This window comes from Limnohabitans sp. Rim11, from assembly GCF_001269365.1.
Lineage (GTDB): Bacteria > Pseudomonadota > Gammaproteobacteria > Burkholderiales > Burkholderiaceae_C > Limnohabitans_A.
The window spans coordinates 303,302-316,583 of record NZ_CXOM01000002.1 but is presented as its reverse complement, the minus strand read 5'-3'; the positions used below and the strand labels follow the sequence as shown (position 1 = coordinate 316,583).

The 13,282-nt window shown below is 55.3% G+C and carries 13 protein-coding genes; 11 read left to right on the top strand and 2 right to left on the bottom strand.

Annotated elements, in window-relative coordinates:
- Positions 1-5: 5 nt before the first annotated feature.
- Complete coding sequence (locus AMM03_RS06235; protein WP_090130671.1) at positions 6-1,118, bottom strand: MBL fold metallo-hydrolase; 1,113 nt, start codon at positions 1,116-1,118, stop codon at positions 6-8.
- Positions 1,119-1,255: 137 nt separating this feature from the next.
- Here AMM03_RS06235 and AMM03_RS06230 point away from each other — a divergent pair, with 137 nt between their 5' ends.
- Genes AMM03_RS06230 through AMM03_RS06195 form a run of 8 tightly spaced genes read left to right on the top strand, consistent with a single transcriptional unit; the run spans position 1,256 to position 7,525 of the window.
- Positions 1,256-1,669 (top strand): MerR family transcriptional regulator, encoded by a 414-nt coding sequence (locus tag AMM03_RS06230; RefSeq protein ID WP_090129636.1) that lies wholly within the window; start codon positions 1,256-1,258, stop codon positions 1,667-1,669.
- Positions 1,666-2,106, top strand: a complete 441-nt coding sequence (locus AMM03_RS06225; RefSeq protein WP_228764591.1) for a PaaI family thioesterase — start codon at positions 1,666-1,668, stop codon at positions 2,104-2,106. The genes AMM03_RS06230 and AMM03_RS06225 overlap by 4 nt, the downstream gene beginning before the upstream one ends.
- 25 nt (positions 2,107-2,131) lie before the next feature.
- The gene (locus AMM03_RS06220) at positions 2,132-3,310 is read left to right on the top strand and encodes an isovaleryl-CoA dehydrogenase (RefSeq protein ID WP_090129634.1); all 1,179 of its coding nucleotides are present in this window, start codon (positions 2,132-2,134) and stop codon (positions 3,308-3,310) included.
- 40 nt (positions 3,311-3,350) lie between these two features.
- The gene (gene can / locus AMM03_RS06215; protein ID WP_090129632.1) at positions 3,351-4,007 is read left to right on the top strand and encodes a carbonate dehydratase; all 657 of its coding nucleotides are present in this window, start codon (positions 3,351-3,353) and stop codon (positions 4,005-4,007) included.
- A 36-nt stretch (positions 4,008-4,043) separates the two neighbouring features.
- Positions 4,044-5,246: an acetyl-CoA C-acyltransferase gene (locus tag AMM03_RS06210; RefSeq protein WP_090129630.1), complete on the top strand. Its 1,203-nt coding sequence runs from the start codon at positions 4,044-4,046 to the stop codon at positions 5,244-5,246.
- A gap of 33 nt (positions 5,247-5,279) precedes the next feature.
- Positions 5,280-6,410: an acyl-CoA dehydrogenase family protein gene (locus AMM03_RS06205; RefSeq protein WP_090129628.1), complete on the top strand. Its 1,131-nt coding sequence runs from the start codon at positions 5,280-5,282 to the stop codon at positions 6,408-6,410.
- Positions 6,407-6,829, top strand: a complete 423-nt coding sequence (locus AMM03_RS06200; protein ID WP_090129626.1) for a YchJ family protein — start codon at positions 6,407-6,409, stop codon at positions 6,827-6,829. The genes AMM03_RS06205 and AMM03_RS06200 overlap by 4 nt, the downstream gene beginning before the upstream one ends.
- A gap of 18 nt (positions 6,830-6,847) precedes the next feature.
- Complete coding sequence (locus AMM03_RS06195) at positions 6,848-7,525, top strand: HAD family hydrolase (RefSeq protein WP_090129624.1); 678 nt, start codon at positions 6,848-6,850, stop codon at positions 7,523-7,525.
- Here AMM03_RS06195 and AMM03_RS06190 read toward each other — a convergent pair.
- Positions 7,468-8,568: an AraC family transcriptional regulator gene (locus AMM03_RS06190; protein ID WP_228764590.1), complete on the bottom strand. Its 1,101-nt coding sequence runs from the start codon at positions 8,566-8,568 to the stop codon at positions 7,468-7,470. The two genes, AMM03_RS06195 and AMM03_RS06190, sit on opposite strands and share 58 nt — an antisense overlap.
- Positions 8,569-8,664: 96 nt before the next feature.
- Between AMM03_RS06190 and AMM03_RS06185 the strand changes: the two genes are divergently transcribed.
- The 3 genes from AMM03_RS06185 to AMM03_RS06175 are packed head-to-tail and all read left to right on the top strand — an operon-like array spanning position 8,665 to position 13,263.
- On the top strand, positions 8,665-10,287 hold the full coding sequence (locus AMM03_RS06185) for a carboxyl transferase domain-containing protein (protein ID WP_090129622.1): 1,623 nt from the start codon (positions 8,665-8,667) through the stop codon (positions 10,285-10,287).
- A 48-nt stretch (positions 10,288-10,335) separates the two neighbouring features.
- Complete coding sequence (locus AMM03_RS06180; RefSeq protein ID WP_090129620.1) at positions 10,336-11,136, top strand: enoyl-CoA hydratase/isomerase family protein; 801 nt, start codon at positions 10,336-10,338, stop codon at positions 11,134-11,136.
- A gap of 57 nt (positions 11,137-11,193) precedes the next feature.
- Positions 11,194-13,263, top strand: a complete 2,070-nt coding sequence (locus AMM03_RS06175) for an acetyl-CoA carboxylase biotin carboxylase subunit (RefSeq protein ID WP_090129619.1) — start codon at positions 11,194-11,196, stop codon at positions 13,261-13,263.
- The last annotated feature ends 19 nt before the right edge of the window (positions 13,264-13,282 follow it).

Sequence of the window (13,282 nt, the reverse complement as noted above, 5' to 3'; positions counted from 1 at the left end):
CGCCATCAAATGGTTTGAAACCGCCAAACACCTTGGTCGTCTTGAAAGCGTTTCATCTTGCCGGCGTGCCATAGCGCATGCAAATGGGCGACCGATTCGCCCATGGCGAATGTGGTTTGATGAAAGTCCAAAGGTCTTTTGAAAATAACGCTCAGCATGTCGTAGGCGCTGCTTGGTTTTTCTCTACACGCTTCCTGCACATCGACCAAGCGCTCTTCGTGATGTTGTACCAATTGTGCAATGCGCGTGTGCAGGCCGCGAAACACGCGGCCGTGCGAGGGCATGACCAAGGTGTCGGCGGGCAAATCGGCAAACTTCTTCAAAGAGTTCAAAAACAGCGTCAGCGAATTGGCTTCTGGCTCTTGGGTGTACACGCTCACGTTGGTCGAAATTTTCGGCAAGACCATGTCGCCGCTGATAAGTACCTTGGCTTCTTCGCTGTACAGCGCGATGTGCTCTGGCGAGTGGCCAAACCCACTGATACAGCGCCAAGTGTTCTGACCAATTTTGACAAGCTGGCCGTCCATCAAGCGGCGGTAAGTCTCGGGCACAGCGGGCACCATCTTGCTGTAATAAAAAACCCGCTCGTTCACCTTGGCTTGGTCTTCAGGATTGTTCCAACCGTTGGCGGAAAAGAATTGTTGTGTGCCCACACCGCCAAAATTAGAGGTGCCATGTGAAGACATGGTGGCCGATTGGTATTCTGTGGCGCTGATCAGCAGGGGCGCTTTGAATTTGTCGCACAACCAATGCGCCAAGCCCATGTGGTCGGGGTGCATGTGCGTGACCAGCACGCGCAAGATAGGCAGCCCTTTCATGGGGCCAGCAAACACTTGTTCCCACGCTGCCTGCGTGCCGGGGTTGGTCACACCGCAATCGACGGCGGTCCAGCCTTTGCGCACACCTGTTGGGGTTTCTTCAGAATCCTCTAGCAGCCACAAGTTGATGTGGTCCAACGCAAAAGGCAGTTGCATCCGAATCCACAAAATGCCGGGCGCCACTTCCAAGGCCTCGCCCAATGCGGGTAAGGCGTCACCCAATGGAAAGCTCAGCGCTTTTTCGCCGGCCGGTGCGGGTGAGACGGGCGTCGTGACGGCTGGGGCAGAGGCTGAAGTCATGAAATGGGGAACCTGTTTTTGCCCAACGGGGGCGGAATCTTGCATAATTGACGTTTACGTTAACGTCAATTATATTGATGGCATTGTAAAACGCAGCGTAATGACCTTCTGTCGCCTGTGTGCAATTGGGAACTAGCATGGCAAATCAATATTCAATCAGTGACCTGGCCAAAGAGTTTGACCTCACCACCAGAGCCATTCGCTTTTACGAAGACATGGGTCTTCTAGAGCCAGAGCGATCAGGTCCTGGGGGTCGCAACCGAATTTATTCAGCCCGTGACCGCACGCGCCTCAAGCTGACATTGCGTGCCAAGCGTTTGGGTTTGTCGCTCAAAGAAGGCAAAGAGCTGATTGACATGTATGACAGCCCCCGCGACACGGGGCCTCAGCTCAAAAAATTCTTGATAGTGTTGGCCGAGCATCGTCGTCAGTTGGAATCTCAATTGTCTGACCTGCATGCCACTTTAGAAGAAGTCAAAACCCACGAAAAAGAAGCGCGCAATTTGTTGTCGCGCGTTGAAAAACCAGCCAACAAAAAGGTGGCAGCATGAGCTTGGATTTATCGACACCCGTTGCCCAAAGAGTGGCCGCCAGCTTTGCTCGCCAAGGCATGATGAACCATTTAGACGCCAAACTGCTCAGGGTTGTCGCAGGCGAGGTAGAAATTGCTTTGCCCTATGGCGACAAAGTGACGCAACAACAAGGCGGCTTTCATGGCGGCGCCATGGGGGCGTTGGCCGACATTGCAGGTGGCTATGCCGCGCTAACCGTATTGCCAGAAGGCATGGAAGTCACCACCGTCGAATACAAAATTAATTTTTTAAGTAGCAAGCAACAAGGCGAATTGCGTGCGGTGGGCAAAGTGGTGAAGGGCGGCAAGCGAATTGTTGTGACCACCGCCGAAGTGTTTCACCTAGACGCGCTAGGCCAGTCAACTTTGTGCGCTGTGATGCAGCAAACCTTGGTGCCTGTGGCCCAAACATATTGAATCAAAAATTTTTGGAGAAAACCCCATGAACATGCCCGGCCTGAATTTCCAATTGGGTGAAGACATCGATGCCCTGCGCGACGCCGTGCGCGATTTTGCGCAAGCCGAAATTGCCCCTCGCGCTGCAGAAATAGACCACAGCGATCAGTTTCCGATGGACCTGTGGCGCAAGATGGGCGAAATCGGCGTGCTTGGCATCACAGTGCCCGAAGTCTATGGCGGCGCCAACATGGGCTATCTGGCACACATGATTGCCATGGAAGAAATTTCTCGCGCATCGGCCAGCGTGGGCTTGTCGTATGGCGCGCACAGCAATTTGTGTGTCAATCAAATTAAGCGCAATGGCTCTGAAGCGCAAAAGCAAAAGTACTTGCCCAAACTCATTACCGGTGAGCACGTCGGTGCGCTGGCCATGAGCGAGCCCGGCGCTGGCTCTGACGTCATTAGCATGAAGCTCAAAGCCGAAGACAAAGGCGGCTACTACTTGCTCAATGGCAACAAGATGTGGATTACCAACGGCCCCGATGCCGACACCTTGGTGGTCTATGCCAAAACCGAACCCGAGATGGGCGCGCGCGGCGTGACGGCTTTCTTGATTGAGAAAAACATGAAGGGCTTCTCGGTGGCGCAGAAGCTCGACAAACTGGGCATGCGCGGCAGCCACACTGGCGAGTTGGTATTTCAAAACGTCGAAGTGCCCGCCGAAAATATTTTGGGCGGCCTCAACATGGGCGCCAAAGTGCTCATGAGCGGTTTGGATTACGAGCGTGCGGTGTTGGCGGCGGGCCCCTTGGGCATCATGCAGTCGGTGATGGACAACGTCATTCCGTACATTCACGATCGCAAACAGTTTGGTCAAAGCATTGGTGAGTTTCAACTCATTCAGGGCAAAGTGGCCGATATGTACACCGTGTTGCAAGCGGGCCGCGCCTTCTGCTACACCGTCGGCAAAAACCTCGACATGCTGGGCACCGACCACGTACGTCAAGTGCGCAAAGACTGCGCCAGTGTTATTTTGTGGTGTGCCGAAAAAGCCACTTGGATGGCGGGCGAGGGCGTGCAAATTTTTGGCGGCAACGGTTACATCAACGAGTACCCCTTGGGCCGCTTGTGGCGCGATGCCAAGTTGTACGAAATTGGCGCGGGCACCAGCGAAATTCGCCGCATGCTGATTGGCCGTGAATTGTTTGCGGAAACGTGCTGAAGATTTTTCAGAGTTTTTCAAACATTGAGACAATGCAGGCATGACTTCAAAACACCTCTCTCATCTCTTCGACAACAACCGTGCATGGGCTCAGCGTATGGAGCGCGAGCAGCCCGGTTTCTTCAACCATTTGGCGCAGCAGCAGTCGCCCAAATATTTGTGGATTGGTTGCTCCGACAGCCGTGTACCTGCCAACCAAATCACCGGCCTTGAGCCTGGCGAAGTGTTTGTCCATCGCAATGTGGCCAACGTGGTGGTGCACTCCGACTTGAATGCGCTGTCGGTCATTCAATATGCCGTCGATGCTCTCAAAGTAGAGCACATCATGGTGGTGGGCCACTACGGTTGTGGTGGTGTGTTGGCCGCGACGCGGGGCTCGCGCATTGGCTTGGCCGACAACTGGCTGCGCCATGTTCAAGACGTGCGTTTGCGTCACCGTCAGCGTTTGAATCATTTGCCGCAGCAGCAATTAGAAGACGCCATGTGCGAGATGAATGTCATCGAGCAAGTGGGTAACGTGGCTTTGTCCAACGTCATGCAAGACGCTTGGAGCCGTGGCCAAAAAGTGGCGGTGCATGGCTGGGTCTATGGCCTGAACGATGGCTTGGTCAAAGACATGGACGTCACCATGACCAATGCCAATGAAGTGGTCGATGTGTTTCGACGGGCCTTCAAGCGTTATCCACGCGGCGAATAAAGCAATTTAAATTTTTAACATTCAGGAGTATTTCAAATGACCACATCCCACGACCCCGTCGTCATTGTTAGCGCAGCCCGCACACCGATGGGCAGTTTCCAAGGCGACTTTGCTGCCTTGTCCGCACACGATTTGGGCGGCGCCGCCATCAAGGCCGCTGTTGAGCGTGCTGCCAATGGTTCCAAGTTCAGCGCTGAGTTGGTCACAGAAGTATTGTTTGGCAATTGTTTGATGGCGGGTCAAGGCCAAGCGCCTGCACGGCAAGCTGGCTTTAAGGGCGGCTTGCCCAAGAGCGCTGGCGCTGTCACCATGTCCAAGATGTGTGGTTCGGGTATGCGTGCCGCCATGTTTGCGCACGACATGTTGTTGGCTGGTTCACACGATGTGTTGGTGGCGGGCGGCATGGAAAGCATGACCAACGCGCCTTACCTCATGCTCAAAGGTCGCGGTGGCTATCGCATGGGCCACGACAAAATTTACGATCACATGATGCTCGATGGTTTGGAAGACGCCTACGAAGCCGGTCGCTCGATGGGCACCTTTGGCGAAGACTGCGCTGCCAAGTACAGCTTCACGCGGGCCGAGCAAGACGCCTTTGCCACAGCCAGTGTGGAGCGCGCAAAAGCTGCTACGACCTCTGGCGCTTTCCAAGCAGAAATTACCCCTGTCACCGTCAAGTCTCGCAATGGTGAAACCGTGGTCAGCATTGACGAAGGCCCTGGCAAAGTGAAGCTCGACAAAATCACCTCGCTCAAGCCTGCGTTCAAAAAAGACGGCACCATCACGGCGGCTTCTAGCTCTTCCATCAATGACGGTGCAGCCGCTTTGGTCATGATGCGTCAAAGCACTGCCGACAAATTGGGCTGCAAACCCTTGGCACGCATTGTGAGCCACGCTACACACGCTCAAGAACCCGAATGGTTTGCAACAGCGCCAGTAGGTGCAACCCAAAAAGCTTTGGCCAAAGCAGGATGGCAAGTAGGCGATGTCGATTTGTGGGAAGTGAACGAAGCCTTTGCCGTAGTGCCGATGGCCCTCATGAAAGAGCTCAACGTGCCGCACGACAAGGTCAATGTGAATGGCGGCGCTTGTGCCTTGGGTCACCCCATTGGCGCGTCGGGTGCTCGCATTATGGTGACGCTCATTCATGCACTCAAGGCGCGCGGCCTGAAAAAAGGATTGGCCACTTTGTGCATTGGCGGCGGCGAAGGCACGGCCGTGGCCCTCGAAATTGTGTAAGTGAATTTGTTAGCCAACATCTAAGAGAACGCCATGATTCTGTCGCCCGACCAAGAAATGATTCGCGACGCAGTGCGCACATTTGCCAAAGAAGAACTTTGGCCCAACGCGCCTGCGTGGGACAAGTCCCATGAATTTCCCAAAGCGGCGCACAAAGGTTTGGCGGCATTGGGCGCTTATGGCATTTGCGTGCCCGAGTCATTGGGCGGCGCCAATTTAGATTACCTCACGTTGGGTTTGGTGTTGGAAGAAATTGCAGCGGGCGATGGCGGTGTAAGCACCACCATCAGCGTGACCAACTGCCCTGTCAACGCCATCCTCATGCGCTACGGCAACGACGCCCAACAACAAAAGTGGCTGACGCGTTTGGCCCAAGGTGAATTATTGGGTGCGTTCTGTTTGACTGAGCCGCATGTGGGCTCGGACGCTTCTGCCTTGCGCACCACGGCCACGCGCAAAGGTGATGCGTATGTGATCAATGGCGTGAAGCAATTCATTACCAGTGGCAAGCACGGCGACGTGGCCATTGTGATTGCTGTGACCGACAAAGGCGCTGGCAAAAAAGGCATGAGCGCTTTCATTGTGCCCACCGCCACACCGGGCTATCAAGTGGCTCGCTTGGAAGACAAGTTGGGCCAGCACTCTTCAGACACAGCACAAATCAATTTTGAAAACTGCGAAGTGCCCGTTGAGAATTTGATTGGCCAAGAGGGCGAAGGCTACAAAATTGCTTTGTCTGCTTTGGAAGGCGGCCGCATTGGCATTGCTGCACAAAGTATTGGCATGGCGCGCAGCGCATTGGAAGTGGCCATTGAGTATGCCAAGCAGCGCGAAAGCTTTGGTACTGCCATCTTCAACCACCAAGCGGTGGGCTTTAGATTGGCCGAGTGCGCCACCCAGCTGGAAGCCGCACGCCAACTCATGTGGCACGCCGCCAGCTTGCGCGATGCCAACTTGCCCTGCCTGAAAGAAGCCGCCATGGCCAAGTTGTTTGCCAGCGAAACCGCCGAAAAAATTTGTAGTGCCGCCATTCAAACCTTGGGCGGCTATGGCGTGGTCAGCGACTTTCCGGTGGAAAGAATTTACCGCGATGTGCGAGTGTGCCAAATTTACGAAGGCACCAGCGACGTGCAAAAGATCATCATTCAAAGGGCGTTGGCTTGACACTGCCTGCGCCTACTGTGTGCCCTTGCGGTGGCTCGCCCACTGCGCTCAAGGGCAAGAGTGCTGAAGCAAGTTATGTCCATTGTTGTGGCCGATTCATCGAGCAAGGGCAGTTGCCACCCGATGCTTTGCATTTGATGCGTTCCCGCTACACCGCCTTTGTTTTAGAAAACGAAGCCTATTTAAAACACACTTGGCAAGAAGCCTTCATGCCCAGCAGTGTTGAGTTTGAGGTGGGCGCTAAGTGGTTGGGCCTAGACATCAAAGACTTTGTCAGCACGGGCCTACAAGACGGCCAAGAAACAGCCGAAGTTGAATTTGTAGCGCGCGTCAGGGTGGGCGGCAGAGCCAATCGCTTGCACGAGCGCAGCCGTTTTGTGTGCGAAGACGGACAGTGGCGTTATGTCAATGCCGTTTGATGCGGTTAACATTGGCGTATGAATTTTCAGGCGGTTTTATTTGATTGCGATGGCGTGCTGGTCGACAGCGAGCCCATCACCAATGGCGTGTTGCGGGACATGCTGGAAGAGCGTGGCTGGGTCATGTCGCCCGAAGAATGTTTCAAGTTCTTTGTGGGCAAGGCCGTTAAAGATCACAAAGACACCATCGAAGCCAAAACCGGTTTGCCTTTAACCGAAGAGTGGTTGCACGCTTTCAGGCTAAGGCGGAACGATGCCTTGGCTGCCAACTTAACCGTGATGCCTGGCGCCCACGCAGCGGTGGCAGCAGCTTATGAAATTACCCAGGGTGCCATTGCCTGTGCATCGGGTGCCGACCGCTTCAAAGTAGAAATGCAATTGGCCCATGTCGATTTGATGCCGCACTTTGAAGGCCGCATTTTCAGTGGCCATGAAATGCCGCGCACCAAACCCGCCCCCGATGTGTACTTGGCTGCGGCCGCCCACTTAGAACGCGACCCTGCGCACTGCTTGGTCATTGAAGACAGCACCACCGGTGTGCAGGCGGGCGTGGCGGCAGGCGCAACGGTGTGGGCTTTGTGTCCAGAGCCACACATGGCCTCAGCCTTGATGGCGGCCGGTGCTTCGCAATTGTTCCCTCACATGGGCGCTTTGCCCGAGCTTTGGCGCACATCCCGAAAAGCCGCTGGCGTTTGACCTGTCCATTGTTTGAAGGCCCGAATGAAACTTTTTTCATTCTGAAAACCGGCGCTTTCGGCCACCTGCTTGATGGGCTTGCGAGTTCTTTGTAGCAACTCAATGGCGCGTTCGCGTCGCACTTCGTCTTTTAAAACCTGCAGGCTGGTGCCTTCTTCTTTGAGTTGCCTGTGAAGACTGCGGGGCGACAAATTCAAAAGCGGTGCGAGGTCTTCTGCGCTGTGAGTGTCTTGCGGGTGCATGGCCAAAGTTTGTTTCACTTGTGTCAGCAACAATCGGTCTTTGCGGTATTGCATCACTGTCAAAGTGAGCGCAGTTTCTAGCATGCGTTGCAAGGCGGCTTCGTCTCGGCGCAGGGGCAGGTTCAAGTAACTGGCGTTCATGACCAATTCAGAAATACAAAACGCCTCTTCAGTCGCAGGCTGATCTTTTGACAGGGCACCATCCCATTTTGAATTGCCAAACTGCACCGGCCCCTGAAACATCAGGGGGTACATCGCACTATGCGCCGGCGCTTCAAACGCAAAGCGCACCTGCTCCAGCGTGATGCGCGAGTCAATGAGCCAACAAGCCACCCCATACAAATTGCGCAAAATGGACAGCACGCCAAACTCACGTTGCTCGCCTAAGTCTTTCAGTTCGCGCAAACGAATGTGCGCTTTGCCATCGCGCTCTTGTACCGACAGTTCAATGTCATCGGACATCAGGCTGTGATGTCGACACCAGCGTTTGAGGGCCACACCCAGGGTGGGCGAGGTTAAAGACGCACGCACCAACATACCATAGGTGCCCCAAGGCAATGGACGGCTTAGGCATCCCAAAGACTCGTCATTGAGTTCGTGCATGGCAAAACTAGAGATGCGCTCCATCTGCATGGCAGTGATGCGCGTATTGAGTTTTTTGGCTTGCACTGGCGTAATTTGTGCAAACTCCAAAGCCTTGTTGGGGCTTTTTTCTTGGGCTGCATAAGCCCTCAGCATGGCTTGAACAAAGGCCATTGGCGTGGCGGCAACAGGGGGTCTTTTGGCGGGGGTAGGGCGCATGACCTATTTTGCGTTATTTTTGGCGCAATTTGCAACCTCTGAGTCTCCCTTAAATGGCGGCCTAGGTCTATCCTTGCGCATCAGGAGATTTCAAACATGTCGGTGCTTCAAACCCAGCTCAACAGCCGCTCAGCGGATTTCTTGGCCAACGCTGCAGCCTTGCAGGCCGCCGTAGACGACCTTCGCGTGCAGCTTCAAAAGTCTGCCGCCGGTGGTGGCGAAAAAGCCCGTGCCAAACACGTGGCCCGTGGCAAGTTGCCCCCGCGCGAACGCGTGCAAATGTTGTTGGACCCAGGCACACCATTTTTGGAATTGGCACCTTTGGCTGCGCACGCCATGTACCTCAACAAAGACGGCATCGAAGACGCACCCTGCGCCGGCATGATTGCAGGCATTGGCCGCGTCAATGGCGTCGACTGCATGATTGTGTGCAACGACGCCACCGTCAAGGGCGGCACCTACTACCCCATGACCGTCAAGAAACATTTGCGTGCGCAAGAAGTGGCGCAGCAAAACAACTTGCCGTGTATTTATTTGGTCGACTCGGGCGGTGCCAACCTGCCCAACCAAGACGAAGTGTTTCCCGACCGCGATCACTTTGGCCGCATCTTTTACAACCAAGCCAACATGAGCGCCTTGGGCATTCCGCAAATTGCGGTGGTCATGGGCAGCTGTACGGCAGGTGGCGCTTATGTGCCCGCCATGAGCGACGAAGCCATCATTGTCAAAAACCAAGGCACCATCTTTTTGGGTGGCCCACCTTTGGTCAAAGCCGCCACCGGCGAAGTGGTCAGTGCCGAAGACTTGGGCGGTGGCGATGTGCACACCCGCTTGTCGGGCGTGGCCGATCATCTGGCGCAAAACGATGCGCATGCACTTGCATTGGCGCGTCAAGCTGTGGGCTCGCTCAACAGAAAGAAAAACATCGAATTGCAACTGCGCGAACCAGCCCCGCCTTTGTATGACAGCCAAGAAATTTATGGCGTCATTCCGGCAGACAGCCGCAAGCCTTTCGATGTGCGCGAAATCATTGCACGCATTGTGGACGGCAGCGAGTTTGCAGAATTCAAGGCGCGCTTTGGGCCTACCTTGGTGTGCGGCTTTGCGCACATTGAAGGCATGCCGGTGGGCATCATTGCCAACAATGGCATTTTGTTTTCAGAGTCGGCGCTCAAGGGTGCGCACTTTATTGAGTTGTGCTGCCAACGCAAAGTGCCCTTGGTTTTTTTGCAAAACATCACCGGCTTTATGGTGGGTCGCAAATACGAAAACGAAGGCATTGCGCGCAACGGCGCCAAGATGGTCACCGCAGTGGCCACAGCCAAGGTGCCTAAATTCACCATCATCATTGGCGGCAGCTTTGGTGCTGGCAACTATGGCATGTGCGGCCGCGCGTTCAGCCCTCGCTTCTTGTGGCTGTGGCCCAACGCGCGCATTTGCGTCATGGGCGGCGAGCAAGCGGCTGGCGTGTTGGCCACCGTCAAGCGCGATGGCATTGAAGCGCGCGGCGGTACGTGGAGTGCCGAAGAAGAAGCGGTGTTCAAGCAGCCCATCTTGGATCAGTTTGGCAGTCAGTCGCACCCTTACTACGCCACGGCGCGTTTGTGGGACGACGGCATCATTGACCCGGCCGATACACGCCGTGTATTGGCATTGGGCTTGTCTGCTTCGTTGAATGCACCCATTGAAGACACTAAGTTTGGTTTGTTCCGCATGTGATGTTGCGCGTTTAAATCACGTGAATTATTCGATCAAGAGAGATAAACCATGACAAGCACTGCGCCAACACTAGACATCCGCCGCCCCTCCAAATGGGTGGCCGAGGTGTGGCTGAACCGCCCCGATGTGCGCAACGCGTTCAACGATGCGGTCATTGCCGAACTGACTGAAGCCTTCCAACAATTGGGACAAGACACAGACCTGCGCGCCATTGTGTTGGGTGCCCATGGCAAAGCCTTTTGCGCAGGCGCCGATTTAAATTGGATGCGCGCCATGTCGGGTTACAGCTGGGAAGAAAACCGCGCCGATGCCCAAAAACTGGCCGACATGTTGTGGACGATTGACCAATGTCCTGTGCCCATCGTGGGCCGCGTGCAAGGCGATTGCTATGCGGGCGGCATGGGCTTGGCCTCGGTGTGCGATGTACTGATTGCATCCGACAACGTGACTTTTTGTTTGTCTGAGGCGCGCCTGGGTTTGTTGCCCGGCACCATCAGCCCGTATGTGGTGCGCGCCATGGGGGCGCAAGCCTCCAAGCGATACATGGTCACTGCCGAAAGATTTTCTGCAGCGCAGGCGCAGGCCATGGGCATGGTGCATGAACTGTGCACGCCCGACAATTTGGATGCCAAAGTGGCCGAGATCGTCACCACCCTGTGTGGCAATGGCCCGCAAGCTTTGCGCGCCTGCAAACGCTTGGTGCAAGACGTAACCGACCAACCCATCAACGAAGCTTTGCGCCAAGAAACCGCAAGGCGCATTGCCGACATTCGGGCCAGTGATGAAGGCAAAGAAGGCTTGCAGTCCTTCTTGCAAAAGCGACCCGCGCAGTGGACGCAGGCGCAGTAAGCCTTCATGGCATCGAACGACACATCAGAATTTAAAGATTAAATAGCCAGGCTGAACATGTTCAAAAAAATCCTCATAGCTAACCGCGGCGAAATTGCATGCCGTGTAGCCGCCACAGCTAAACGCATGGGCATTCAAACCGTGGCGGTTTATTCCGATGCAGACGCCCATGCCAAGCACGTGGCCGCTTGCGACGAAGCCATCCATGTGGGTGGCTCTGCCCCCAAAGACAGCTACTTGCGCTGGGAGGCCATCATTGAAGCGGCCAAGGCTACAGGTGCCCAGGCCATTCACCCTGGCTATGGTTTCTTGAGCGAGAACGAAGCCTTTGCCGAAGCGTGTGCCAAAGCAGGCTTGGTGTTCATCGGCCCACCCGCATCGGCCATTCAGGCCATGGGCCTCAAAGCCGAGTCCAAACAACTGATGGAAAAAGCCGGCGTGCCTTTGGTGCCGGGCTATCACGGTGCCGATCAAAACCCCGACTTGTTAAAGCGCGAAGCCGATCGCATTGGCTATCCCGTGTTGATCAAGGCCAGCGCAGGCGGTGGTGGCAAAGGCATGCGCGCAGTAGAAAAATCAGAAGACTTTGCAGACGCCTTGGCCTCGTGCCAACGCGAAGCGCAAAACAGTTTTGGCGATCAAGCCGTGCTCATTGAAAAATATGTGCAGCGCCCCCGCCACATTGAAATTCAAGTGTTTGGCGATACGCAAGGCAACTGCGTTTATCTGATGGAGCGCGATTGCTCGGTACAACGCCGTCACCAAAAAGTATTGGAAGAAGCGCCTGCACCCGGCTTGTCTGAAGCACTGCGCCAACAAATGGGTGAGGCCGCAGTGGCGGCGGCGCGCGCTGTGAACTACGTAGGCGCGGGTACGGTTGAATTCATTGTGGAGCAGCGCGACAACAAATCGACTGGCCAAGTCGACATGAACTTCTTCTTCATGGAGATGAACACCCGCTTGCAAGTGGAGCATCCAGTGACCGAAGCTGTGACGGGTTTGGATTTGGTGGAGTGGCAGTTGCGCGTGGCCAGTGGCCAGCCCTTGCCGCTCAAGCAAGATGAAATCAAACTCACAGGCCACGCCATTGAAGCGCGCATCTGCGCCGAAACGCCCGACAACAATTTCTTGCCCGCCACAGGCCATTTGCAGGTGTATCAAAAGCCAGTCCACACTGCCTTCGAACGCGGCACCGTGCGCTTTGACGATGGCGTGCGTCAAGGCGACACCATCAGCCCTTATTACGACTCCATGGTGGCCAAGCTCATTGTGCATGGCGACACGCGTGAGCAAGCCTTGGCTTTGCTCGATCAAGCCTTGGCGCAAACGCAAGTGGTGGGCTTGTCGACCAATGTGCAGTTTTTAAGGCATGTGGTCAGCAGCGCTTCTTTTGCTGAAGCACGCTTAGACACTGCACTTATTCCGCGCGAAGCCGATGCGTTGTTCAACCAAGAAAAGCTTGGCTTGAATGTGGCCGCAGCCGCCGTGGTGGCGCACACGCTGCACCAAGAAAATTCACAACAAGGCAATGACCCCTTTAGCAAGAGCGATGGCTGGCAGTCGCATGCTGAAACTAATCGACGTTTTCCTTTGGAGTTTGCTGGCGAGAACCATGTCGCTTGGTTGCGCTACGCACACGGTGGCAGCATGTACCTCACATGGGGCGATGCAGCAGGGCCTGGCGTGCAAAGCGATGCGGATGCGTTTGAGTTTTCTGTTGCGGGCAATGCATCGCATACAAAATCGACAGCCCTCAACGTCACATGGCAAGGCCAACGCGTCATCAGCCAAGTGGTCATGCAGTTGGGCAAACCCGGCCAACCCGCAGAACTGGCGCACGTGTTTGCCGCGCACGGCGCAAGCCGCATCCGCTTAATCAACCCCTTGGCGCACGCCGAAGGCGCGCAAGATGAAAAGGGCGGCTTAACCGCGCCCATGCCAGGCAAGGTGGTGTCCTTTGCTGTCAAGGTAGGCGACAAGGTCAAGGCCGGCCAAAGCTTGGCTGTGATGGAAGCCATGAAGATGGAGCACACCATCGTGGCGCCCAAAGACGGTGAAGTGAAAGAGCTGCTGTATGCGCCGGGCGATCAGATTGCAGAAGGCGCTGAGTTGTTGAAGTTGGCGTGAGTCAACTCAAAATTCCAAA

What these genes read in the sequence shown, in the direction of transcription:
- AMM03_RS06235 (WP_090130671.1), bottom strand. Translation starts at nt 1,118, where the DNA reads ATGACTTCAGCCTCTGCCCCAGCCGTCACGACGCCCGTCTCACCCGCA.
- AMM03_RS06230 (WP_090129636.1), top strand. Translation starts at nt 1,256, where the DNA reads ATGGCAAATCAATATTCAATCAGTGACCTGGCCAAAGAGTTTGACCTC.
- AMM03_RS06225 (WP_228764591.1), top strand. Translation starts at nt 1,666, where the DNA reads ATGAGCTTGGATTTATCGACACCCGTTGCCCAAAGAGTGGCCGCCAGC.
- AMM03_RS06220 (WP_090129634.1), top strand. Translation starts at nt 2,132, where the DNA reads ATGAACATGCCCGGCCTGAATTTCCAATTGGGTGAAGACATCGATGCC.
- can (WP_090129632.1), top strand. Translation starts at nt 3,351, where the DNA reads ATGACTTCAAAACACCTCTCTCATCTCTTCGACAACAACCGTGCATGG.
- AMM03_RS06210 (WP_090129630.1), top strand. Translation starts at nt 4,044, where the DNA reads ATGACCACATCCCACGACCCCGTCGTCATTGTTAGCGCAGCCCGCACA.
- AMM03_RS06205 (WP_090129628.1), top strand. Translation starts at nt 5,280, where the DNA reads ATGATTCTGTCGCCCGACCAAGAAATGATTCGCGACGCAGTGCGCACA.
- AMM03_RS06195 (WP_090129624.1), top strand. Translation starts at nt 6,848, where the DNA reads ATGAATTTTCAGGCGGTTTTATTTGATTGCGATGGCGTGCTGGTCGAC.
- AMM03_RS06190 (WP_228764590.1), bottom strand. Translation starts at nt 8,568, where the DNA reads ATGCGCCCTACCCCCGCCAAAAGACCCCCTGTTGCCGCCACGCCAATG.
- AMM03_RS06185 (WP_090129622.1), top strand. Translation starts at nt 8,665, where the DNA reads ATGTCGGTGCTTCAAACCCAGCTCAACAGCCGCTCAGCGGATTTCTTG.
- AMM03_RS06180 (WP_090129620.1), top strand. Translation starts at nt 10,336, where the DNA reads ATGACAAGCACTGCGCCAACACTAGACATCCGCCGCCCCTCCAAATGG.
- AMM03_RS06175 (WP_090129619.1), top strand. Translation starts at nt 11,194, where the DNA reads ATGTTCAAAAAAATCCTCATAGCTAACCGCGGCGAAATTGCATGCCGT.